Source organism: Rhizobium croatiense, assembly GCF_019793465.1.
Lineage (GTDB): Bacteria > Pseudomonadota > Alphaproteobacteria > Rhizobiales > Rhizobiaceae > Rhizobium > Rhizobium croatiense.
Window position 1 is genome coordinate 105,788 of record NZ_JAILYJ010000007.1, and the last position, 19,776, is coordinate 125,563.

The 19,776-nt window shown below is 59.7% G+C and carries 21 protein-coding genes; 9 read left to right on the forward strand and 12 right to left on the reverse strand.

The genetic code is table 11. The annotated features are described in order from the left end of the window. Nucleotides 1–3: 3 nt before the first annotated feature. From K6M89_RS13335 to K6M89_RS13355, 5 genes are read right to left on the reverse strand one after another with little or no spacing between them, the layout of a single operon-like run. Entirely contained in the window at nucleotides 4–828 is an 825-nt protein-coding gene (locus tag K6M89_RS13335) for a transporter substrate-binding domain-containing protein (RefSeq protein WP_222139765.1), read from the reverse strand. A 39-nt stretch (nucleotides 829–867) separates the two neighbouring features. Next, nucleotides 868–1,518, reverse strand: coding sequence for an amino acid ABC transporter permease (locus K6M89_RS13340; RefSeq protein ID WP_222139766.1), 651 nt, complete (start codon nucleotides 1,516–1,518; stop codon nucleotides 868–870). 9 nt (nucleotides 1,519–1,527) lie between these two features. Next, nucleotides 1,528–2,196, reverse strand: coding sequence for an amino acid ABC transporter permease (locus K6M89_RS13345; protein WP_183838530.1), 669 nt, complete (start codon nucleotides 2,194–2,196; stop codon nucleotides 1,528–1,530). 47 nt (nucleotides 2,197–2,243) lie between these two features. Continuing rightward, complete coding sequence (locus tag K6M89_RS13350; RefSeq protein WP_222139767.1) at nucleotides 2,244–3,065, reverse strand: sugar phosphate isomerase/epimerase family protein; 822 nt, start codon at nucleotides 3,063–3,065, stop codon at nucleotides 2,244–2,246. Beyond that, the gene (locus K6M89_RS13355) at nucleotides 3,065–3,802 is read right to left on the reverse strand and encodes a GntR family transcriptional regulator (protein WP_222139768.1); all 738 of its coding nucleotides are present in this window, start codon (nucleotides 3,800–3,802) and stop codon (nucleotides 3,065–3,067) included. Before K6M89_RS13355 ends, K6M89_RS13350 begins: the two co-directional genes overlap by 1 nt. Before the next feature lie 246 nt (nucleotides 3,803–4,048). Between K6M89_RS13355 and K6M89_RS13360 the strand changes: the two genes are divergently transcribed. The 4 genes from K6M89_RS13360 to K6M89_RS13375 are packed head-to-tail and all read left to right on the forward strand — an operon-like array spanning nucleotide 4,049 to nucleotide 7,201. Further along, nucleotides 4,049–4,942 (forward strand): intradiol ring-cleavage dioxygenase, encoded by an 894-nt coding sequence (locus tag K6M89_RS13360; protein WP_222139769.1) that lies wholly within the window; start codon nucleotides 4,049–4,051, stop codon nucleotides 4,940–4,942. A gap of 21 nt (nucleotides 4,943–4,963) precedes the next feature. Next, nucleotides 4,964–5,746, forward strand: a complete 783-nt coding sequence (gene hpaH / locus K6M89_RS13365; RefSeq protein WP_222139770.1) for a 2-oxo-hept-4-ene-1,7-dioate hydratase — start codon at nucleotides 4,964–4,966, stop codon at nucleotides 5,744–5,746. A gap of 7 nt (nucleotides 5,747–5,753) precedes the next feature. Further along, on the forward strand, nucleotides 5,754–6,518 hold the full coding sequence (hpaI, locus tag K6M89_RS13370; protein ID WP_222139771.1) for a 4-hydroxy-2-oxoheptanedioate aldolase: 765 nt from the start codon (nucleotides 5,754–5,756) through the stop codon (nucleotides 6,516–6,518). Nucleotides 6,519–6,529: 11 nt separating this feature from the next. Next, complete coding sequence (locus tag K6M89_RS13375) at nucleotides 6,530–7,201, forward strand: transporter substrate-binding domain-containing protein (protein WP_222139772.1); 672 nt, start codon at nucleotides 6,530–6,532, stop codon at nucleotides 7,199–7,201. Between the two features lie 70 nt (nucleotides 7,202–7,271). On the opposite strand, the gene clpA is transcribed toward K6M89_RS13375, so the two are convergent. The 6 genes from clpA to K6M89_RS13405 form a co-directional block, all read right to left on the reverse strand. Next, entirely contained in the window at nucleotides 7,272–9,761 is a 2,490-nt protein-coding gene (clpA, locus tag K6M89_RS13380; RefSeq protein ID WP_097607090.1) for an ATP-dependent Clp protease ATP-binding subunit ClpA, read from the reverse strand. Nucleotides 9,762–9,771: 10 nt separating this feature from the next. Next, on the reverse strand, nucleotides 9,772–10,125 hold the full coding sequence (clpS, locus tag K6M89_RS13385; protein ID WP_008526939.1) for an ATP-dependent Clp protease adapter ClpS: 354 nt from the start codon (nucleotides 10,123–10,125) through the stop codon (nucleotides 9,772–9,774). A gap of 276 nt (nucleotides 10,126–10,401) precedes the next feature. Further along, nucleotides 10,402–10,773, reverse strand: a complete 372-nt coding sequence (locus K6M89_RS13390) for a phasin family protein (RefSeq protein ID WP_222139773.1) — start codon at nucleotides 10,771–10,773, stop codon at nucleotides 10,402–10,404. A 272-nt stretch (nucleotides 10,774–11,045) separates the two neighbouring features. Then, a complete protein-coding gene (locus K6M89_RS13395) occupies nucleotides 11,046–11,249 on the reverse strand; it encodes a DUF3126 family protein (protein WP_038688627.1) in 204 nt (67 codons plus the stop codon). A 139-nt stretch (nucleotides 11,250–11,388) separates the two neighbouring features. Then, the gene (gene cysE / locus K6M89_RS13400) at nucleotides 11,389–12,222 is read right to left on the reverse strand and encodes a serine O-acetyltransferase (protein WP_004675925.1); all 834 of its coding nucleotides are present in this window, start codon (nucleotides 12,220–12,222) and stop codon (nucleotides 11,389–11,391) included. Nucleotides 12,223–12,350: 128 nt separating this feature from the next. Beyond that, nucleotides 12,351–13,136: an alpha/beta fold hydrolase gene (locus K6M89_RS13405; protein ID WP_222139774.1), complete on the reverse strand. Its 786-nt coding sequence runs from the start codon at nucleotides 13,134–13,136 to the stop codon at nucleotides 12,351–12,353. 159 nt (nucleotides 13,137–13,295) lie between these two features. On the opposite strand from K6M89_RS13405, the gene K6M89_RS13410 reads away from it, so the two are divergent. Together K6M89_RS13410 and K6M89_RS13415 are read left to right on the forward strand one after the other, a co-directional pair. Beyond that, complete coding sequence (locus K6M89_RS13410) at nucleotides 13,296–13,541, forward strand: zinc-finger domain-containing protein (RefSeq protein WP_010024961.1); 246 nt, start codon at nucleotides 13,296–13,298, stop codon at nucleotides 13,539–13,541. 28 nt (nucleotides 13,542–13,569) lie between these two features. Continuing rightward, nucleotides 13,570–14,718 (forward strand): FAD-dependent monooxygenase, encoded by a 1,149-nt coding sequence (locus tag K6M89_RS13415; RefSeq protein ID WP_222139775.1) that lies wholly within the window; start codon nucleotides 13,570–13,572, stop codon nucleotides 14,716–14,718. A 36-nt stretch (nucleotides 14,719–14,754) separates the two neighbouring features. Here K6M89_RS13415 and K6M89_RS13420 read toward each other — a convergent pair whose 3' ends face one another. Beyond that, entirely contained in the window at nucleotides 14,755–15,945 is a 1,191-nt protein-coding gene (locus tag K6M89_RS13420; RefSeq protein WP_222139776.1) for a cystathionine beta-lyase, read from the reverse strand. A gap of 353 nt (nucleotides 15,946–16,298) precedes the next feature. Here K6M89_RS13420 and K6M89_RS13425 point away from each other — a divergent pair, with 353 nt between their 5' ends. The 3 genes from K6M89_RS13425 to K6M89_RS13435 all read left to right on the forward strand — a co-directional run bounded on the left by K6M89_RS13425 (nucleotide 16,299) and on the right by K6M89_RS13435 (nucleotide 19,769). Further along, nucleotides 16,299–17,324 carry an amino acid ABC transporter substrate-binding protein gene (locus K6M89_RS13425; protein WP_222139777.1) on the forward strand — a complete coding sequence of 342 codons (1,026 nt, stop codon included), beginning with the start codon at nucleotides 16,299–16,301 and terminating at the stop codon, nucleotides 17,322–17,324. Nucleotides 17,325–17,419: 95 nt separating this feature from the next. Next, nucleotides 17,420–18,622 carry an amino acid ABC transporter permease gene (locus K6M89_RS13430; RefSeq protein WP_097579148.1) on the forward strand — a complete coding sequence of 401 codons (1,203 nt, stop codon included), beginning with the start codon at nucleotides 17,420–17,422 and terminating at the stop codon, nucleotides 18,620–18,622. A 1-nt stretch (nucleotide 18,623) separates the two neighbouring features. Next, on the forward strand, nucleotides 18,624–19,769 hold the full coding sequence (locus K6M89_RS13435) for an amino acid ABC transporter permease (RefSeq protein ID WP_222139778.1): 1,146 nt from the start codon (nucleotides 18,624–18,626) through the stop codon (nucleotides 19,767–19,769). The last annotated feature ends 7 nt before the right edge of the window (nucleotides 19,770–19,776 follow it).

Here is a 19,776-nt window from a genome sequence, read left to right on the forward strand (position 1 = left end):
GCTTTACTTGACGGTGAACGGGATGTTGGGGATGGATTCAGGGAATGTCGGAAGGTCGATGCCCATCCACTTCTTGGTGATGGCCGCCAGCTCCCCGCTTGCCTTGATCTTGTCGATGAAGCTGTTGGCGGCTTCGTTCCAGTCCTTCTCGCCAAGGCGAGTTCCGACGCCGTTATAGGTCTTCAGGAAGTCGATCTTCCGCTCGTAAGTCCCGGCGCTGGCCGCATCGAGCCTCTGTCCGTAGAACTGGTTGCCGCCGACAGCCTTTACCTGTCCCGAAATGAGAGCCTGGATAGTGGCGGCGTCATCGTCGAAGCGGCGGATCGTTGCAGTCGATCCTACGGCGTCCGTGACAGCCTTATCCTGCGAGCTCGACTTCGGCACACCGATCTCCCAGCCAGCTACATCGGCCGGCGCCTTTGCGGCATCGGCCTTGGCGGCATAGAGCGAGATTGTGTTCGCCGCATACGGCTTGCTGTACTGGATCGATTTGGCACGCTCCTCGGTCATGGCCATTGTGGCGAACAGGATATCCACCTTCCCCGTCGTCAGCGCCGGAATTCGGTTGGCGACCGCGAGCGGCTGGAACTCGACCTTCACGCCGAGTTCCTTGGCGAACAGCGTCGCGATGTCGGCGTCGAAGCCGTCCTGTTTGCCGCTCGTATTCACAAAGCCCCATGGTGCGTTGTCGCCCTGAATGCCGACGACGAGAGTGCCCTTGGCTTTGATCTCTTCGACCGTGGCGGCCGATGCGGCGGCGGCGCCGATGGTGGCGAAAGCGGCCGTCGCAAAAGCGACTCCCAGAAATTTCCTACGGTTGATCTGCATTGCTTACTCCTCCTCTTGGTTTTGCTTCGAACGAAGCGGTTAGCGGACTGCTTTCGCCATCCGTTTTTCGAGGCCGCTTCCAAGGTGCGACAGCGGCCAGCAAATGATAAAATAGATCACGCCGACGATCCCGAAGACGAGGAGCGGCCGGTAGGTGTGGTTCGAGATAATCTGTCCAGCTCGGGTCAGCTCGATGAAGCCGACGATCGCGGCGAGCGACGTTCCTTTGATGAGTTGGACAAGGAAGCCGATGGTCGCAGGCATGGAGATTTTCAGAGCTTGTGGAAGGATGACGTCTTTCATCCGCGATACGTAGTGCAGGCCCAGTGCGTTGGCGGCTTCGCTCTGACCCTTCGGAATGGCTTCGATGGAGCCGCGCCAGATCTCGGCGAGAAAGGCGCTCGCATGAAGAGTGAAGGCGATAGCCACCGCGATCCAGGCATTGACATCAACCCCGAGCAGCGCCACGCCGTAATAGACGACGAAAAGCTGCATCAGAAGCGGTGTGCCCTGGAAGAGTGCGATGTAGCCCGAAGTCGCGATGCGCGCGGTCCGATTTTTCGATGTGCGCGCCAGGGCGATCAATATCCCGAACACGCCTCCACCTACAAAGCCGATGATCGCGAGCAGTACAGTCCATTTCAGGCCCTGCAAGATGAAGAGAAATTCGTTTTCGCCGATGGGACCCATGAGTGCCTCCTATCGCGTCGGGTAGTTGAAGTAGTGGCGGGAAATGAGGGCGAAAAGGCCCATCAGCAGGGTCGAAATAACGAGGTAGATGGTAGTTACGGAGAAGTAGACCTCGAAGCTGCGGAACGTGTCGGATTCGATTCTCTGCGCCGCTGACGTCAGCTCGTAGGCGGCGATCGAGGTGCAGACGGAGGTGGTGAGGGTCAGTATGACGAACTGACTGGTGAGCGACGGGTAGATTGCCCGGAGAGCCGGCTTCAGCACGATCAACCGGAAGACGTCGGCCTTGTGGAGGCCAAGTGCGAAGCCTGCCTCGATTTGACCCTTGCTGACGCTCTCGACGCCGCCGCGGATGATCTCGATTGCGTATGCCCCGCCGTTGATGCCCAGTGCGATAATCGCGGTGACGGTCGGGTTGAGGCGTATCCCCATCAGGGGAAGCGCGAAGTAGATGAAGAAAATCTGTACGAGGAAGGGCGTATTCCGGACGATTTCCACGAACCCGATAACGGGAGCTCGAACGAGCCGGATCTTGGACGTTCTGGCGGCAACGCCGATAATACCGATTACCAGCGCGAGGACCATTCCGGCCAGCGCCAGCCCGATCGTACCGAGCGAACCCCAAAGCAACTCCGGGGCGCGGTCAAAGACCGCACCAAAATCGAACGTATAACCCATGTATGATTTTCCTCCTCCCGGTGCGGATAATTTGCACCCGCGCCGGACTATCGATCCGGTCTGACCATTCTTTCCGCACAGTTGAAAAGATGTTTAAGGTGGACCTCCGGCGCCATGGATCCGACCAGAGGCACCTCCACCGAGATGGAAGCGGCGGTACCGACCACTGCAACCAAATCGCCCAACGGCAGCTCCCCCTCGCCTGGAGGCAGTCGGCCGCTTCTTGCTTCCGCGATCATTTCCTCCGGCTTTGTCGGCGCCGGACCGGCTACGTCGCATAGTTGAACATGTTTCACTTTGTCGAGGTTCGCCCGCAAGTCTGCCAGAGCCGCGCCGTTCCTGAAGAAATGAATGCCATCGACGAGAACTCCGGCATTCTCCATCCCTGCCCCTGTCACCAGGTCGACGCTGTCTTCAAAGGCTTTGACCACCCGCCAGCCCATGTTTTCGATGTCGACCGCCAAGCCGTACCGTCCCGCGAGGACGCAGAAATCCGAAAAGTTCGATAACAGTCTGGCATGATCCTGATCGTCACCACAGACGCTGAGCCGACGCGCTCCAATGTTCGCAGCAGCGGCGAGGGTCGCCTCCACCGACGATGCGTCGAAAGAGGGATCGATTACGAAGAACTCGATATCGAAGACCTCTACTTCTTCACCGGCAAGCACAGCCTTCAACTCTCCGGCTGCTGCGCTGCCGACAGGCAGTTCATAGTACGGCGCACCGGGAAAGGCTGGATGGAGCCTGATGCCGATCCTGGAGAAACCTGCGCGTCCGGCACTCTTCGCGAACTCCGCGGGGGGCAGCATTATAGACGAGAAGTGCGCGACGCCGATCGGGAGCGCCGATTTTGGTCTTGAGGCGGCCATCATACGACACCTTTCGTCGCAAGATGGTTGCGAAGATTGGTTCCGGTGCGGTGGATGTGCTGTCGCAGCTTCTCGCAAGCATATTCAACGTCGCGTGCCACGGCGCCCTGCGCAATCTCGCTGTGTTCCTGACCGACATTGCGGTCCCCGGATGTGCGGACAAGGAAGGCGCGGCGGTATCGGTCGTTCAGATTCAGCAGAAGATTGCAGAAGTGAAGAAGCAGGGGCTTGCCACAGCCCGAGATTAAGGTGAGGTGGAATTCGCGGTGCAGCGTTTCCCAGTATTCCAGCGTCTCGGGACGGGCGGCATCGCGCTCAGTGCGGTTCAGACGATGGAGCGCACGCATGATGTTGCCCTCCCACTCGACGTCACCGACGCGAATAGATTCGCGTAGCGCAAAGACCTCGAGCTCCTCCCGAAGGGTCGTAACTTCTTCGAGATTGCCAATCGAGATCGGGGCGACGCGATAGCCTCGATTGTCCTGAAACTCAACCAAGCCGTCGGAAATGAGTCGGGCCAGGCCTTCGCGCAACGGGCTCAGGCTGACGTTGAACGTCTTTCGCGCCCTGTCGAGATTGATCTTGCTGCCCGCCTCCAGTTCACCGGAAATGATGGCCTCTCGAAGACGCGATGCGAGCTGGCTGCCGATGGTGTTTTTTCCATCGTCGGCAAAAGCAGCGGACGGCGCGTCTTCTTCCGTCAGTGCGCCACGGGCGCCGTCGTCGCTCGCGTCCATCTCTCCTCCCACGCAATCAAACTTTCGATGATCGATATAATAAACGATTATTTTCGTCAAGCCTCCACTGAAAAAGCGGCTGAATTTCTCCCAAATGCATTAAATCAAAGAAATTTTACCTTTAAATTCAACACATTAACCCAAGAATCTCTAGGTAGAAGGAAAACATAGCGTTTTTGACACGTCCACTCAGCTTGACAGATAATCGATTATTCTCATATTTGAACCCATGAGGAGGTGGGCAGCATGCCAATCAGAACCGAGAGCGAGTTGACGCCTGCCGTCCTCGCCGTGATGAACCGCACCGCGGATCCTAGGCTGCGTGAAATACTCGTCGCAATGGTGAAGCATCTCCACGCGTTCGTACGGGAGGTCAGGCTTTCGGAAGCTGAATTCCGCGAGGCCACAGCGGTCCTCAACGAAATTGGCCAATTGCAGACTGATAGTCACAACGAGTTCGTGCTGATGGCAGGATCGCTCGGCGTCTCTTCGCTCGTCTGCCTGCTCAATAACGGTGACAAGGGGCAGACGGAGACGTCGCAATCGTTGCTCGGACCATTCTGGCGGCTTAACTCTCCGCGAGTGGAGAACGGTGGAACCATCATCCGGTCCGAGACTCCAGGCACGCCTTTGTTCGTCCATGCGAAGGTGATCGATCGGGACGGCAAGCCTGTAGCAGGCGCCGAGGTCGACGTGTGGCATGCGTCGCCTGTCGGACTTTACGAAAACCAGGATCCCGATCAGGCAGAAATGAATCTCCGTGGGAAGCTCACCACGAACGAAGAAGGCCGCTTCTGGTTCAGAACGGTCAAGATGGTTGGTTATCCGATCCCGGTGGACGGGGTCGTGGGTCGCCTTCTCAAGGCGCAAGGCCGTCACCCCTATCGCCCCGCCCATCTGCACGCACTCATCTTTAAGCGCGGGTACAAGACACTCATCTCCCAGGTCTTCGACCCGAGCGATCCAAATATCGACTCCGACGTGCAGTTTGGCGTGACCGCGGCGTTGACGGGCAACTTCGTCCGGCATGAAGAACCGCACCCGTCCGACGCGGACGTCGCAGGACCGTGGTTCTCGCTCGACTACACCTATGTCATGGAACCGGGTGAGGCAGCCCTGCCGCGCCCTCCGATCAAATAACGAAACCAGCAGAGCCAAATCATGATCACGGAAAAGGAACGCCAGGAGGCAGCCGACGCGCTGCTGAGGGCCGAAATCGAACGCAAGCCAATCATCCAGCCAAGCAAGACATATCCGGACCTGGAACTCGAAGACGCCTACAATATACAAGCGCTCTGGGCGCAGGCGCGGATTGCGAAAGGTGCACGGATCGTCGGCCACAAGATCGGACTGACGTCGCGGGCAATGCAGATGGCCTCGAAGATGACGGAGCCCGATTACGGCGTCATTCTCGACGACGCTCTCTTCAATGATGGAGCGCAGATCAAAGCGGATCTGTTCATAAAGCCTCGTCTCGAAGTCGAACTCGCATTCGTAATGGGTGAGGATCTTGAAGGATCAAGCACCCGTATCTATGACGTCATGAGGGCGACCGAATTTGTCGTTCCCGCTCTCGAAATCATCGACTATCGAACCGAAGTGCCAAGAGCGATCACCGACACGATCGCCGACAACGCGGCTTTCGGAGCGATCGTCGTGGGTGGTCGTATCGTTCGGCCGATGGATGTCGATATCCGCTGGGTCGGCGCGACGCTTTCGAAAAATGGCATCATCGAGGAGTCGGGCGTTTCCGCAGCCATCATGGGGCATCCAGCCGCCGGAATCGCATGGCTCGTGAACAAGCTCCATGCTGTCGGAGGCGGCTTGAAGAAGGGCCAGATCGTTCTTGCCGGCTCGTTCACCCGCCCCGTGGATATCGCCAAGGGCGATGTCATCCAGGCTGATTACGGGCCGGTCGGCTCCATCGGCGTTTCGTTCGTGTGAGGTGGCGATGGAACTCCCCGTCAATCACTTTAAGCGGAAGCTTATGGCTGGGCAAAGCCAGATCGGTCTATGGTGCGGCCTTCCGGGAAGCTACGCAGCGGAAATCGTGGCGCCGGCGGGCTTCGACTGGTTACTGTTCGACACCGAGCACTCTCCCAGCGACGTCCTCACCGTCCTGCCCCAATTGCAGGCGGTCGCGCCCTACAGCGTTTCTCCCGTCGTACGCCCTGCCTTCAACGACCCTGTGCTGATCAAGCGGTTCCTGGACATCGGCGTGCAGACGCTGCTCGTTCCGTATGTGCAGAATGAAGAGGAGGCGATGGCCGCCGTAGCAGCCATACGGTATCCGCCGCGCGGGATTCGCGGTGTCTCCGCCTTGACGCGTGCCACACGCTTCGGGCGCGTTTCGAACTACGCACAGCTCGCGGAGCAGGAGATATGCTTGCTTCTTCAAATCGAGACCCGGGAAGCGCTCGATCATCTCGAATCCATCGCCGCTGTCGAAGGAGTGGACGGCACCTTCATCGGCCCGGCTGATCTCGCGGCGAGCTTTGGCCATCCTGGTCAACCGGGCCACCCTGAAGTGGTTTTGGCGATCGAGGACGCGATAAGGCGCTTGAAGGCGCTTGGAAAGCCGACGGGCATACTCACCCCCGACGAGAAGTTCGCAGCCCGCTGCATTTCGCTGGGGACGCTGTTTACCGCAGTCGGTGTAGATGTCGCCCTACTCGCAAGAGGATCCGAAGCGCTCGCGGCCAGGTTCGCATCTTAGGGAGTTCGAAGATGTCGACGCGGAAGCAGATTTTGGCTGAGATAGCGCCGACCGGCGCTATCAGGGCCGCCATCAATATGTCAAATGCGGCGTTGGTCCGATGGGACGATGAGGCGGGCGCCTTGGTCGGTCCGAGCGCCCAGATAACCCACAAGATTGCCGAACAATTGGATTGCGGCCTCTCTCTAATTCAGTACGGCTCGGCTGCCGACATACTTGCCAATGCCGACGGCGACGAATGGGACATCGCTTTCATTGCCTCGGATCCATCAAGAGCCGACCGCTTCTCCTTCTCACCTCCATACATCTCCGTCAAAGCGACCTATCTCGTGCCTGCCAGTTCGTCCTTCCGGCGTGTCCAAGATGTTGACGTCGAAGGAGTCCAGATCGCCTCTGCAAGGAGTGCAGCCTATACGAAGCAGCTCGAACGAATCCTTCAAAGAGCTTCAGTCTCCCACACTGATAGCCCTGCAACGGCCATCAATCTGCTTGTCCAATCGCAGTGCACTGCGGCTGCTGGACTGACCGAATATCTCATCCAAACTTCGGAAAGAATTTCAGGCTTCCGGCTCGTGGAAGGAACATTCTCCGAGATCCCCCAGACGATCGCCGTGCATAAAAGATCCGTTCATGCCTCAGCCTTTTTCGCAGATTTCGTCCGCGATTTTACAGTGCGCCCTTAGCTAGCAATACAAAGCGGAAAATCAAAAAGGCCGCGGATGACGCGGCCTTTCCCAATTCAGTGGCAAGATCTCACTTCTTGCGCGGAACCTTGGGGACCGTGCTTCCCTTCTTCGGGGCGTCGCGAACTTCAGGCTCTGCCTGCGGGACCGTCTTGGCGCGGGTCTTGGGGGCCGCCTTCGTCTTCAGCTCGCCATCGCCCTCGCCGTCGGCCTCGGGATGCACGACTTCAGCTTCCGGCTTCGGCTTGATCGGCGCCGTATCCGGTATTGCTTCCAGCACGATGCCGGGCTTGCCGTCTTCCTTCGGACCGACGGTGACGTTGACGACGCCGCCCTTCTTCAGCTTGCCGAAGAGGATTTCGTTGGCAAGCGGCTTCTTGATGGTGTCCTGGATGACGCGGGCAAGCGGGCGGGCGCCCATCTTTTCGTCGTAACCCTTTTCCGCCAGCCAGGCGATCGCGTCCTCATGCAGGTCGAAGGTGACGTTCCGTTCGGAAAGCTGGGCCTCCAGCTGCATGATGAACTTCTGCACGACCTTGTGAATGACAGCCGTCGGCAGCGCCGCGAAGGGAATGATCGCGTCGAGACGGTTGCGGAACTCCGGCGTGAACAGACGGGTCAGCGCCTCCTCGTCCTCGCCGGTGCGCTTGGACGAGCCGAAGCCGATCGCGGCCTTGGCCATTTCGGACGCGCCCGCATTGGTCGTCATGATCAGGATGACGTTGCGGAAGTCGATCTTCTTGCCGTTATGGTCGGTCAGCGTGCCATGGTCCATGACCTGCAGCAGGATGTTGTAGATGTCAGGATGCGCCTTTTCGATTTCGTCGAGCAGGACCACGCAATGCGGATGCTGGTCGACGCCATCTGTGAGAAGACCGCCCTGATCGAAGCCGACATAGCCGGGAGGTGCACCGAGCAGACGCGAGACCGTATGCCGCTCCATATATTCCGACATGTCGAAGCGCAGAAGCTCGACGCCGAGCGACGACGCCAGCTGCTTTGCGACCTCGGTCTTGCCGACGCCGGTCGGACCGGAGAAAACATAGGAGCCGATCGGCTTGTTCGGCTCGCGAAGGCCGGCACGCGCCAGCTTGATCGAGGTCGAAAGGGCTTCGATGGCGATATCCTGGCCGTAGACGACCGAGCGCAGTTCCTGCTCGAGATTGGCGAGCACCGCTTCGTCATCCTTGGAGACGGTCTTCGGCGGAATGCGCGCCATCGTCGCGATCGTTGCCTCAATTTCCTTTTCGGTGATCAGCTTGCGGCGCTTCGACGGCGGCAGCAGCATCTGGGCCGCACCGGTTTCGTCGATCACGTCGATCGCCTTGTCCGGCAGCTTGCGGTCGGAGATGTAGCGGGCCGAGAGTTCGACGGCCGATTTAATCGCATCGTTCGAATAACGCAGGTGATGATACTCTTCGAAATAGGGCTTCAAACCCTTCATGATCTCGATTGCATCGTTGATCGACGGCTCGCTGACGTCGATCTTCTGGAAACGACGCACCAGCGCCCGGTCCTTCTCGAAGAACTGGCGATATTCCTTGTAGGTGGTCGAACCGATGCAGCGGATCGCGCCGGATGACAGCGCCGGCTTCAAAAGGTTCGATGCATCCATCGCCCCGCCCGAGGTGGCGCCGGCGCCGATCACCGTATGGATCTCGTCGATGAACAGCACCGCACCCGGATATTCTTCCAGCTCCTTGACGACCTGCTTCAGGCGCTCCTCGAAATCGCCGCGGTAGCGCGTGCCGGCGAGCAGCGTGCCCATGTCGAGCGAGAAGATCGTCGCATCGGCGAGCGCCTCGGGAACCTTGCCCTCGACGATCCGCTTGGCAAGGCCTTCGGCAATCGCCGTCTTGCCGACGCCGGGATCACCGACATAGAGCGGATTGTTCTTCGAACGGCGGCACAGGATCTGGATGGTACGGCTCACCTCGGCGTGACGGCCGATCAGCGGATCAATCTTGCCGCCTTTGGCCTTCTCGTTGAGATTGACGCAATAGGCTTTCAGCGCATCCTGCTGCTTCTTGGGGCCGCCCTCTTCCTCGCCGCCGCGTGCCGTCGGCTTGCTCTCGGCTTCCTCTTCGGCGCCGCGCGGAGGGCGCGCCTCAGACGCGCCCGGCCGCTTGCCAATGCCATGAGAGATGTAGTTGACGGCATCGTAGCGGGTCATCTCCTGCTCCTGCAGGAAATAGGCGGCATGGCTTTCGCGCTCGGCGAAAATCGCGACGAGCACATTGGCGCCGGTCACCTCCTCGCGCCCGGAAGACTGCACATGGATGACGGCGCGCTGGATGACGCGCTGGAAGCCGGAGGTCGGCTTCGAATCCTCGTCATATCCGGTGATCAGATTGGAAAGTTCATTATCGACATATTCGACGAGCGTCTTGCGCAGCGCGTCGAGATCGACGTTGCAGGCACCCATGACCGCGGCCGCATCGGCATCGTCGATCAGGGCGAGCAGCAGATGCTCGAGCGTCGCATATTCGTGATGCCGCTCGTTGGCAAAGGTCAGTGCCTGATGGAGCGCCTTCTCTAAACTAGGCGAAAATGTTGGCACGTTCAGATCCTCACTTCTTTTCCATGACGCATTGCAGCGGATGCTGGTGCTGCCGGGCGAAGTCCATCACCTGGCTGACCTTCGTTTCCGCTACCTCGTATGTGAATATTCCGCATTCGCCGACGCCGTGATTGTGGACATGGAGCATGATGCGGGTGGCACTTTCACGATCCTTCTGAAAAAAACGCTCCAGAATGTGAATGACGAATTCCATCGGTGTGTAGTCGTCATTCAGAAGCAGTACGCGGTAGAGGTTGGGCTTCTTGGTCTTCGGCTTGGTGCGCGTGATGACCGAGGTTCCGCGATTTCCGTTGTCCCCGTTCCTTTCGCTGTCGTTCTGCATCCGGATCGGCTTTGCGATCATTGTCATTCATTCCTCGATCAATCCGGCGGAGCATGGGAGGGTGCTTTTCCCGCCGAATATCTGAAACACTAACTTAGTTCATAATAGGCCGATTTTAAGCCCCCTGTCAGACACTGCAATCAAGAAATGCCGGCATGCACGGGAAAGACTAAAAAAGTCCCCGGGCCGATCCAAGCGGACGCTGTGGCGAAAGTGGAAACAAAAAAGACCGGCTACAGATGCGTAGCCGGCCCCGGTATTTCAATATGTCGCGCAGGTTGCGCCGTGGCAATCAACTCATGCGGCGGCAGGCGTTGCCGGCGGCGCCTGCCTGCCCGTCTTGGCGACGGCAGCGGCGATCGGAGCCTCGTAAGGCTTGTAGGCGAATTTGGCGAGATCGGCGTACATTTCGCCGAGCTTGGTGGCTTCGGAAACGAAGTTCTCATAGCTGGACTTGACGTAGCTGGTCTGCAGTTCGAACACGGCCTCGAAGCTCTTCGCGCCGGCCAGCGTTTCGAAATGCGTCACCGCATCCTGAAAGGACTTCTTCGAATATTCAGCAGCTTCGGCGGCGATTGCCTGAAAGCCCCTCGCCGTATCGGAATAGGTTCTCAGCGCCGTATCTACGGCTTCCTTGCTCTTCCTGTTTGCATCGTCAAAGTTGAACATGACCGTCCTCCGTTGGGCTGTGGGATGGCGGCAGGGTAGCTGCGACGCACAAATAGTCAAGTAGTCTTGTGCGACGCAAAACAACCCAGGGGTTGTATGACAGCAATAAAACAAAGGCCGCGCGCCGGGGCACGTGCGTCTTTAACTGATTTTGCTAATATATATCAGATGGCCACAACCGGAGATTTCAAAAAAAAATTGATTGAGAAGCAAAAAAACAAAAAAACCGGGCGGATCGCGCCGCCCGGTCCTCTTGAAACTTGCGAGCGCGATCAAAGATCGACGTCGAGAATCGCCATCGAAAAGTTGTAGGAGCGATCGCCGTCCTCGTCATCGATATAGACGACGCCCAGAAATTCTTCGCCGAGATAGACTTCCGCAGAATCATTCTTGCGCGGACGCGCCTTGACGATCATCTGCGGGTTGAACATGCGCTTGAAATAGGCGTCGAGCTTCTTGATTTCTTCAGGCTTCACTCTGTCATCTCCGTAAGCGGTCTTGATTGGCCGCTTCTTGCACAGGAAAAGCAGCGGTGTAAAGGCGGGCTGCCGCTTGGGCAGTGGCTGTCCCCGCTCGGTTCTGCCCGGCTTTTCCTATCCTTTTTCCAACAAGCGCTCAGATGTCGGCGCCGATTACCTGGTCCATGTTGCGCGACGGTTCGGAACAACCGGCCTCGCCGACGACCTTGGCCGGCACGCCGGCGACCGTCTTCTTCGGCGGCACCGCCTTGAGGACGACGGAACCGGCGGCGACGCGCGAGCAGAAGCCGATCTCGATGTTGCCGAGGATCTTGGCGCCGGCGCCGATCATGACGCCGCTGCCGATCTTCGGATGGCGGTCGGCGCCCTCCTTGCCGGTGCCGCCGAGCGTGACGCCATGCAGGATCGAGACATTGTCGCCGACAACCGCCGTTTCGCCGATCACGAGGCCGGTGGCATGATCGAGGAAGATGCCCTTGCCGATACGGGCGGCCGGATTGATGTCGGTCTGGAAGACGCTGGAGGAGCGGCTTTGCAGATAGAGGGCGAAGTCACGCCTGCCGCGGTTCAGCAGCCAATGGGCCAGACGATGCGTCTGCAGCGCATGGAAACCCTTGAAATAGAGCACCGCCTCCATAAAGCGCAGGCAAGCCGGATCGCGGTCATAGACCGCCTGGATATCGACGCGCAGGATCGAGCTCCATTCCGGCCAATCGGCGAGCATTTCCTCGAAGGTCTGGCGCAGGAGGATCGCCTGCATGTCGGGGTGATCGAGGCGTTCGCAGATGCGGTGAATGACGCATTCTTCGAGCGAACGGTGGTTGATCACCGTCGAATAGAGAAAGGCGGCGAGAACAGGGTCCGTTTCGGCGGCAGTGCGGGCTTCCTCGCGCAGGCTGTCCCAGATGGGATCCATCACTTTCAATGGATGGCCTGTTTCAAAAGCACGAATGTCTGTCTTGGCGACCATCGCCGCTCTCCTCGTTACCAACAGGAATGCTGTTTTCGCAATGCCAGTATATAGTGGAAAACGCCCATAACATAAATGGGTGCCGTCACCATGGTTTTTTAGAACGGTTTTTCGGCATCACGATGATGTCAGCCCTCGGCGACCCTTGCGTAGAAGGCCAGCACCGCCTGCTTGAAAACCTTGTCGCCGACGGCGAGCATATGATCGCGGCCGGGAATATCGAGCGCCTCGGCCTCGGGCATCAGCGCCGCCAGCTGCTGCGGCGAGCCGGCGATATCGTCCCGGGTGCCGACGCCGATCAGCGCTGGCATGTCGAGTTTGGCCATATCGGAGCGGGCGACGAGATCGCGCGAGCCGCGAATGCAGGCGGCGAGCGCGGTACGATCGCTCTTCGTCTGTTCGGCGAAGGCGCGGAACATGCGGCCGCGGTCATGCGTCACGACGTCCAGCGACGGAGCCAGCAGCGCATCGGCAATCGGGTCCCAGTCGCCGACCCCGTCGGTCATGCCGATGCCGAGGCCGCCGAGCACCAGCGAGCGGACGCGATGCGGATTGGCGAGTGCGGCAAAGACGGAAATGCGCGCACCCATCGAATACCCCATGAGATTGGCTTCGGCGACGCCGAGATGGTCGAGCAAGGCGATCGCATCGGCGGCCATTACCCATGGACGATAGGCTTCGGCATCATGCGGCTTGTCGCTCGCGCCATGGCCGCGATTGTCGATGGCGATCACCCGGTAGCCGGCATCGCCGAGCGTCTTCAGCCAGGCCGGATGCACCCAGTTGACGTTTGCCGTCGAGGCAAAACCGTGAATCAACAGGACAGGTACACCGGAGGGATCGCCTTCGTCGAAAAAGGCGAGCCGCAATCCGTCATGGGTGAAGCTTGAAAAAACTGGAGTGTTCAGGTTCATCGGGTCTTCCCTTTTTGGCGCGACCATAATCGAGCCGCCTGCCAGCGTGAAGCCAAAAACCGTGGCCGAAAACTGTGCTTGCCGCGGCGCTTTGGCTCGACACATTTGCGGCGAAGGCTTATAAGGTTCGCGCAAATTTCATAGCATTCGGAGAGCGACATGGCCGGCCACAACATTCCTCACTTCCAGAACGACGGCGGTCATCGCGTCATCGAAGTCGGCGTCAAGGAATTCATGTGCACGGGCGCTTCGGTTCCCTTCGATCACCCGCACATCTTCATCGACATGGGCGACGACAACGAGAAGGTCTGCTCCTACTGCTCGACGCTCTATCGCTTCAATTCTTCCCTCAAGCCCAGCCAGACCAATCCGGCTGGCTGCGTTTTCCATGTGAAGGCGGCGTAACCCGACCAGAGCCCGGATCGGACAGGCAATGCCGGTCGAACATGTCGCCATCATCGGCGCCGGAATTGCGGGGCTGACCGCTGCTCTGTCGCTTTCGCTCCGGGGCATCAGCTCGGAGATTTTCGAACAGGCGGACGAACTCACCGAAGTCGGCGCCGGATTGCAACTTTCGCCGAATGCCTCGCGCATTCTTGCCGACCTCGGCATCCTCGACGGGCTTTCAAAGATCTGGCTCGAACCGGAGAGCATCCGGCTGATTTCGGGCAGTTCGCTGCGCCAGCTTGCGGCGGTGCCGGCAGGCAAATTCGCGCGGCAGCGCTGGGGCGCACCTTATGGCGTCCTGCACCGCACCACTTTGCAGAAAGCGCTGCTCGCCGCGGTCGAAGCCGATCCGCTCTGCCGGCTTTGTCTCGGCATGCGCATGGAAGCGGGTCCGCCGCCTTCCGAACGGCCGGCGGATGTCGTGATCGGCGCCGACGGCGTCTGGTCGAAGCTGCGGCAATCGATTGCGGGCAGCCCCTCGCCGCGTTTTTCCGGCAATATCGCCTACCGCTTCACCATTGCCGAGGATGAAGCCCCCGGCTTCCTCGATCGGACAAGCGTTTCCGCTTTCCTCGGCGGGTCGGCGCATCTGGTCAGCTATCCGCTGAAGGAGACCGGCAGCTTCAACATGGTGGCAATTACCGCCGGCAACAGTGCGCCGCAGGCCTGGCAAAGCGAGCCGACGGCAGCGCAGCGCGCGCAGCTGCGATCGCGTCTTGCCGGCTGGAACGCGGCCATCGTCTCGCTGCTCGAAAGGCAGCGGAAGCTGACCTTCTGGCCGCTGTTCGAAACCACATCAGGTGCGTGGCAGGACGGCAGGGCGGTTCTGATCGGCGACGCCGCTCACGCGATGATGCCCTTTGCCGCCCAGGGAGCGGCGATGGCAATCGAAGATGCCTACGAACTTGCCGCGTTTCTTTCGGATCGTCCCGTCGCCGAAGCGCTGGCGCTCTTCGAAAGGCATCGCGCGCCGCGCATCGCCAAGCTTCGCCAGCGCGGCGCCTTCAACCGGTTTGCCTATCATGCGAGAGGGCCGATCCGGATCGGCCGCGACCTCGTGCTCGGGCTGAAGCCGCCGCAAAGCCTGGCGGCGGATCTCGACTGGATCTACGGCTATCGCGCCACGCGGCCATAGAGCGCCGCAAGCGACGGCAGCGCTCCACGCCTGCCCTCAGACGGCGCTTGCCGCCGCAAACCCGCGTTCGATATCGGCCTTGAGGTCGGCCACATCTTCGATCCCGATCTGCAGCCGGATGACCGCGCCGTCGGTCGGCGCCTTGGCGACCCTGCGGTCGTTGAGATAGGCGTGCAAAGCGAGGCTTTCGAAGCCGCCCCAGGAATAGCCGAGGCCGAAGATCCGCAGCGCATCGAGGAAGGCATGCGCCTTTGCCCTGGACTGCTCCGGACCATCGGCTGCAAGCACGAAGGAAAAGATGCCGCTCGCCCCCTTGAAATCGCGCTTCCAGAGATGATGGGAGGGGAAGCTCGGCAGCGCCGGATGCAGCACCCGCGCGACATCCTCCCTGCCCTCCAGCCATTCGGCGATAGCAAGCGCGCTTTCATAATGACGCTCGAGGCGCAGCCCCATGGTGCGCAATCCGCGCAGGATCTGGTAGGCATCATCGGGTGCGCCGCAGATGCCGAGCACGCCGTTCGCCTCCTTCAGGCGCTCCCAATGCTCGGCATTGGCCGACACCGTCCCAAGCAGAATGTCGGAATGGCCGGACGGATATTTCGTCGCCGCGTGGATGGAGATGTCGACGCCATGATCGAGCGGCCGGAAATAAAGCGGTGTCGCCCAGGTATTGTCCATCATGACGACGGCGCCGTGGCGATGGGCAACCGCCGTAATCGCCGGAATATCCTGCATCTCGAAGGTGTTGGAGCCGGGAGCCTCGGTGTGCACGATCTTCGTGTTCGGCCGGAACAGCGCCTCGATGCCGGCGCCGATCGACGGGTCGTAATATTCCACCTCGACGCCGAGCCGCTTCAGCATCGTGTCGCAGAAATGGCGGGTCGGACCGTAAACCGAATCGACGACGAGAGCATGGTCGCCGGCGGCGACGAAACCCAGGAATGGAATGGTGACGGCCGCAAGCCCCGAGGGAACGAGGATGGTGCCGGCCGAACCTTCGAGCGCGTCGATCGCCTCGCAGAGCGCATCCGTCGTCGGCGTGCCGCGGGTCCCGTAGGTGTATTTCTGCGAACGCGTCTCCATCGTCCGGGCATTCGGAAACAGCACCGTCGAGGCATGCACGACCGGCGGATTGACGAAACCGTGATAGTCGAAGGGATCGTTGCCGATATGGCTCAGGCGGGTGTTGATGCCGGCATTCTGCAGCAAGCTGTCTTTGTCTTTCATGTCGGGAATAGCCTTTGGCAAGGGACGCGAAAACCAGACTTTTGGACGCCCTGCCGCCTCCGGTCAACCCCTTGGGGCCCTGGAGCGGATCCCATCGAAAAGTATGATTTTCGCGTTATTTTTCCGCAATCGGACGCCCATTTCCTGACCAGCCGCCCATGAATGCGGCGCAGTTGACCAAATTTCTGAATTTTGCCGCAATTATTGATGGCGACACTTGACCATAGTGACATTTGCGACTGTGATAGACCCACTCGCGCCGGGAGGGTGTCGAGACGATTGGGGAGGCCGACGCAACGTTTAGGCGCACTCCCCACAAGATAAAGATAAGACAACGGAAAAAGGTTGGGAAAATGAAGAATATGCTCCTGTCCGCCGCCATCGGCGCAGCGGTTTTGGCACTTGGCGCATCGGCAGCCTCGGCCACCACTCTCGGTGACGTCAAGGCGAAGGGTTTCGTACAATGCGGCGTCAATACCGGCCTGGCCGGCTTTGCTGCACCCGACGCTTCCGGCAATTGGGCCGGCTTCGACGTCGATTTCTGCAAGGCCGTCGCTTCAGCCGTCTTCGGCGACCCCACGAAGGTGAAGTTCACCCCGCTCAGCGCCGCCAACCGTTTCCCGGCGCTTCAGTCCGGCGAAGTCGATCTTCTGGCCCGCAACACGACCTGGTCGATCAACCGCGACACCGCTCTCGGCCTGAACTTCCGTTTCGTCAACTATTATGACGGCCAGGGCTTCATGGTCCGCAAGAGCCTGAACGTGAAGTCGGCGCTCGAGCTTTCTGGCGCGTCCGTCTGCGTACAGTCGGGCACCACCACCGAGCTCAACCTCGCCGACTACTTCAAGGCAAACAACCTCCAGTACAATCCTGTCGTCTTCGAAAAGCTGGACGAGGTTAACGCCGCCTATGATGCCGGCCGCTGCGACGTCTACACGACCGACCAGTCCGGCCTCTATTCGCTGCGTCTGACGCTGAAGAACCCCGACGAGCACGCGATCCTTCCGGAAATCATCTCCAAGGAGCCGCTGGCGCCAGCTGTTCGCCAGGGTGACGACCAGTGGTTCGACATCGTCAGCTGGGTTGGCTACGCCATGATCAATGCTGAAGAGGTCGGCATCACTCAGGCGAATGTCGACGACATGAAAAATTCGCCGAACCCTGACATCAAGCGCTTCCTCGGCGTGGAAGCAGACACCAAGATCGGCACCGATCTCGGGCTGACCAACGATTGGGCCTACAACATCGTCAAGAACGTGGGCAATTACGGCGAAGTCTTCGAGCGCAATATCGGCCAGGGCAGCCCGCTGAAGATCGCTCGCGGCCTCAACGCCCTGTGGAGCAAGGGCGGCATCCAGTACGCCCCGCCGGTTCGCTGAGGGGTATCACGCAGGAAAGCCGGAAAGGCGGGCGACCGCCTTTCCTCCTCCAATAAAAAGCTCCGAAAAGGAGCGTAATGGGGAATTGGCCAGGCATGACGCATCAGGCTGTGGATTCGACACATTTACCCAAGAGCGGCTGGAGCTTCCAGACTGCCCTCTACGACCCGAGAATTCGGGGCATTTTCTTCCAGATTCTCACCATCGTATTGCTGGTGGCCTTCGTCTGGTGGGTTGCACATAACACTGCCGTCAATCTGGCGCGCGCCAACATCGCATCGGGATTCGGCTTTCTGAACGGCCGCGCCGGCTTCGAGGTCGGTCAGTCGCTGATCGCCTATTCAAGCGATTCGACCTACGGCCGCGCGCTGCTCGTCGGCCTTCTGAACACGCTGCTGATCGCTGTTACCGGTATCATCACCGCCACCATCATCGGCTTCATCATCGGCATCGGCCGTTTGTCGCGGAACTGGCTGATTGCCAAGCTGTGCACGGTCTATGTGGAAATTTTCCGCAATATTCCGCCGCTGCTGGTGATCTTCTTCTGGTATTCGGGCGTTCTGGCGGTTCTGCCGAATGCGCGCGAGTCGCTGCATCTGCCGCTCGGATCCTATCTGAACAATCGCGGCCTTGCCTTCCCCAAGCCGATTTTCGGTGAGGGTTTCTGGCTCGTCGGCGTCGCCTTCGTCATCGCGATCATCGCCGTCATCGCGACGGCGCGATGGGCGCATCGCCGGCAGGCGGCCACAGGTCAGCCGTTCCACACGATCTGGGCTTCGATCGGCCTGCTGATCGGCCTGCCGCTGATTGCCTTCCTGATCGCAGGCGCGCCGCTTTCCTTCGATTATCCGATCGTGGGTAAATTCAACCTCACCGGCGGCTCCGTCGTCGGGCCTGAGTTCATGTCGCTCTTCCTGGCGCTTTCCTTCTACACCGCAGCCTTCATCGCCGAGATCGTGCGCGCGGGCATTCGCGGCGTGGCGAAGGGACAAACGGAAGCGGCAGGCGCACTTGGGCTTCATCCCTCGTCGATCACCCGGCTGGTCGTCATTCCGCAGGCCTTCCGCATCATCATTCCGCCGCTGAGCAGCCAATATCTCAATCTGACCAAGAACTCATCGCTGGCGATCGCCATCGGTTTTGCCGATCTCGTCGCCGTCGGCAGCACGACGCTGAACCAGACCGGTCAGGCCGTCGAGGTGATCCTCATCTGGATGGTCATTTACCTCGCGCTCAGTATCGTGACTTCGCTGTTCATGAACTGGTTCAATGCCAAGATGGCGCTGGTGGAGAGGTAAGATGAGCAACAGTTTCGTCAGAACCGCCATACTCGCGCCGGAGCCGCCTCCACCGGGAGAAAAGGGGGCGGTCGCCTGGATTCGCCGCAACCTGCTTGCCACGCCGAAAGACATCGTTCTTACCATGGTGGCGTTAGTCTTTATCTCCTGGGCGATGCTCCATGCGATCGACTGGCTCTTCATGCAAGCTGTCTGGAGCGGCCCAGACCGCACCTTCTGTGCCACTGCCGTACAGGGCGGCATCCAGCCGGATAGCTGGAACGGTGCGTGCTGGGCCTTCGTCAACGCCAAATTCGACCAATTCATTTTTGGTCGTTATCCGCTTGACGAGCGCTGGCGCCCGACGCTGGTCGGCATTCTTTTCGTGCTCCTGCTGGTGCCGATGCTCATCCCTTCGGCACCACGCAAAGGCCTCAACGCCCTCCTGCTCTTCGGCGTGCTGCCGGTCATTTCCTTCTTTGTGCTTTATGGTGGATTTGGCCTGGAAATCGTCGAGACCCCGCTCTGGGGCGGCCTGCTGGTGACGCTGGTCCTATCCTTCGTCGGCATCGCCGTCTCCTTCCCGCTCGGCATCATCCTGGCGCTCGGAAGGCGCTCACAGATGCCGGTCATCCGCATGATTTGCATCGTCTTCATCGAAGTCGTCCGCGGCGTACCGCTGATTACGGTGCTGTTCATGGCGAGTGTCATGCTGCCGCTTTTCCTGCCGGCCGGCTGGACGGTGGACAAGCTCTTGCGCGCGATCATCGGGGTATCGATTTTCGCCTCCGCCTATATGGCGGAAGTCATACGCGGCGGCTTGCAGGCCATTCCCAAGGGGCAGTTCGAGGGAGCGGATTCGCTGGGGCTGGGCTACTGGCAGAAGATGCGGTTGGTCATCATGCCGCAAGCGATCAAGCTGGTGATCCCGGGCATCGTCAACACCTTCATCGGGATGTTCAAGGATACCTCGCTGGTATCGATCATCAGCATGTTCGACCTTCTCGGCATCGTCCGCCTCAACTTCGTCGATCCGAACTGGGCGACCGCAGTAACGCCGCTGACGGGACTGATATTTGCCGGCTTCGCCTTCTGGCTTTTCTGCTTCGGCATGTCGCGCTATTCAGCATTCGTCGAACGTCACCTCGACACCGGCCACAAACGATAAGAATGAG

Bases quoted from the DNA above. Each gene is read 5' to 3' on its own strand.
- hpaI (WP_222139771.1), top strand. From the start codon at position 5,754: ATGGAACTCCCCGTCAATCACTTTAAGCGGAAGCTTATGGCTGGGCAA.
- K6M89_RS13415 (WP_222139775.1), top strand. From the start codon at position 13,570: ATGCCGGTCGAACATGTCGCCATCATCGGCGCCGGAATTGCGGGGCTG.
- K6M89_RS13410 (WP_010024961.1), top strand. From the start codon at position 13,296: ATGGCCGGCCACAACATTCCTCACTTCCAGAACGACGGCGGTCATCGC.
- K6M89_RS13335 (WP_222139765.1), bottom strand. From the start codon at position 828: ATGCAGATCAACCGTAGGAAATTTCTGGGAGTCGCTTTTGCGACGGCC.
- clpS (WP_008526939.1), bottom strand. From the start codon at position 10,125: ATGATCGCAAAGCCGATCCGGATGCAGAACGACAGCGAAAGGAACGGG.
- hpaH (WP_222139770.1), top strand. From the start codon at position 4,964: ATGATCACGGAAAAGGAACGCCAGGAGGCAGCCGACGCGCTGCTGAGG.
- K6M89_RS13390 (WP_222139773.1), bottom strand. From the start codon at position 10,773: ATGTTCAACTTTGACGATGCAAACAGGAAGAGCAAGGAAGCCGTAGAT.
- K6M89_RS13360 (WP_222139769.1), top strand. From the start codon at position 4,049: ATGCCAATCAGAACCGAGAGCGAGTTGACGCCTGCCGTCCTCGCCGTG.
- K6M89_RS13345 (WP_183838530.1), bottom strand. From the start codon at position 2,196: ATGGGTTATACGTTCGATTTTGGTGCGGTCTTTGACCGCGCCCCGGAG.
- K6M89_RS13405 (WP_222139774.1), bottom strand. From the start codon at position 13,136: ATGAACCTGAACACTCCAGTTTTTTCAAGCTTCACCCATGACGGATTG.
- K6M89_RS13420 (WP_222139776.1), bottom strand. From the start codon at position 15,945: ATGAAAGACAAAGACAGCTTGCTGCAGAATGCCGGCATCAACACCCGC.
- K6M89_RS13435 (WP_222139778.1), top strand. From the start codon at position 18,624: ATGAGCAACAGTTTCGTCAGAACCGCCATACTCGCGCCGGAGCCGCCT.
- K6M89_RS13425 (WP_222139777.1), top strand. From the start codon at position 16,299: ATGAAGAATATGCTCCTGTCCGCCGCCATCGGCGCAGCGGTTTTGGCA.
- K6M89_RS13430 (WP_097579148.1), top strand. From the start codon at position 17,420: ATGACGCATCAGGCTGTGGATTCGACACATTTACCCAAGAGCGGCTGG.
- K6M89_RS13375 (WP_222139772.1), top strand. From the start codon at position 6,530: ATGTCGACGCGGAAGCAGATTTTGGCTGAGATAGCGCCGACCGGCGCT.
- K6M89_RS13340 (WP_222139766.1), bottom strand. From the start codon at position 1,518: ATGGGTCCCATCGGCGAAAACGAATTTCTCTTCATCTTGCAGGGCCTG.
- K6M89_RS13355 (WP_222139768.1), bottom strand. From the start codon at position 3,802: ATGGACGCGAGCGACGACGGCGCCCGTGGCGCACTGACGGAAGAAGAC.
- K6M89_RS13350 (WP_222139767.1), bottom strand. From the start codon at position 3,065: ATGGCCGCCTCAAGACCAAAATCGGCGCTCCCGATCGGCGTCGCGCAC.
- cysE (WP_004675925.1), bottom strand. From the start codon at position 12,222: ATGGTCGCCAAGACAGACATTCGTGCTTTTGAAACAGGCCATCCATTG.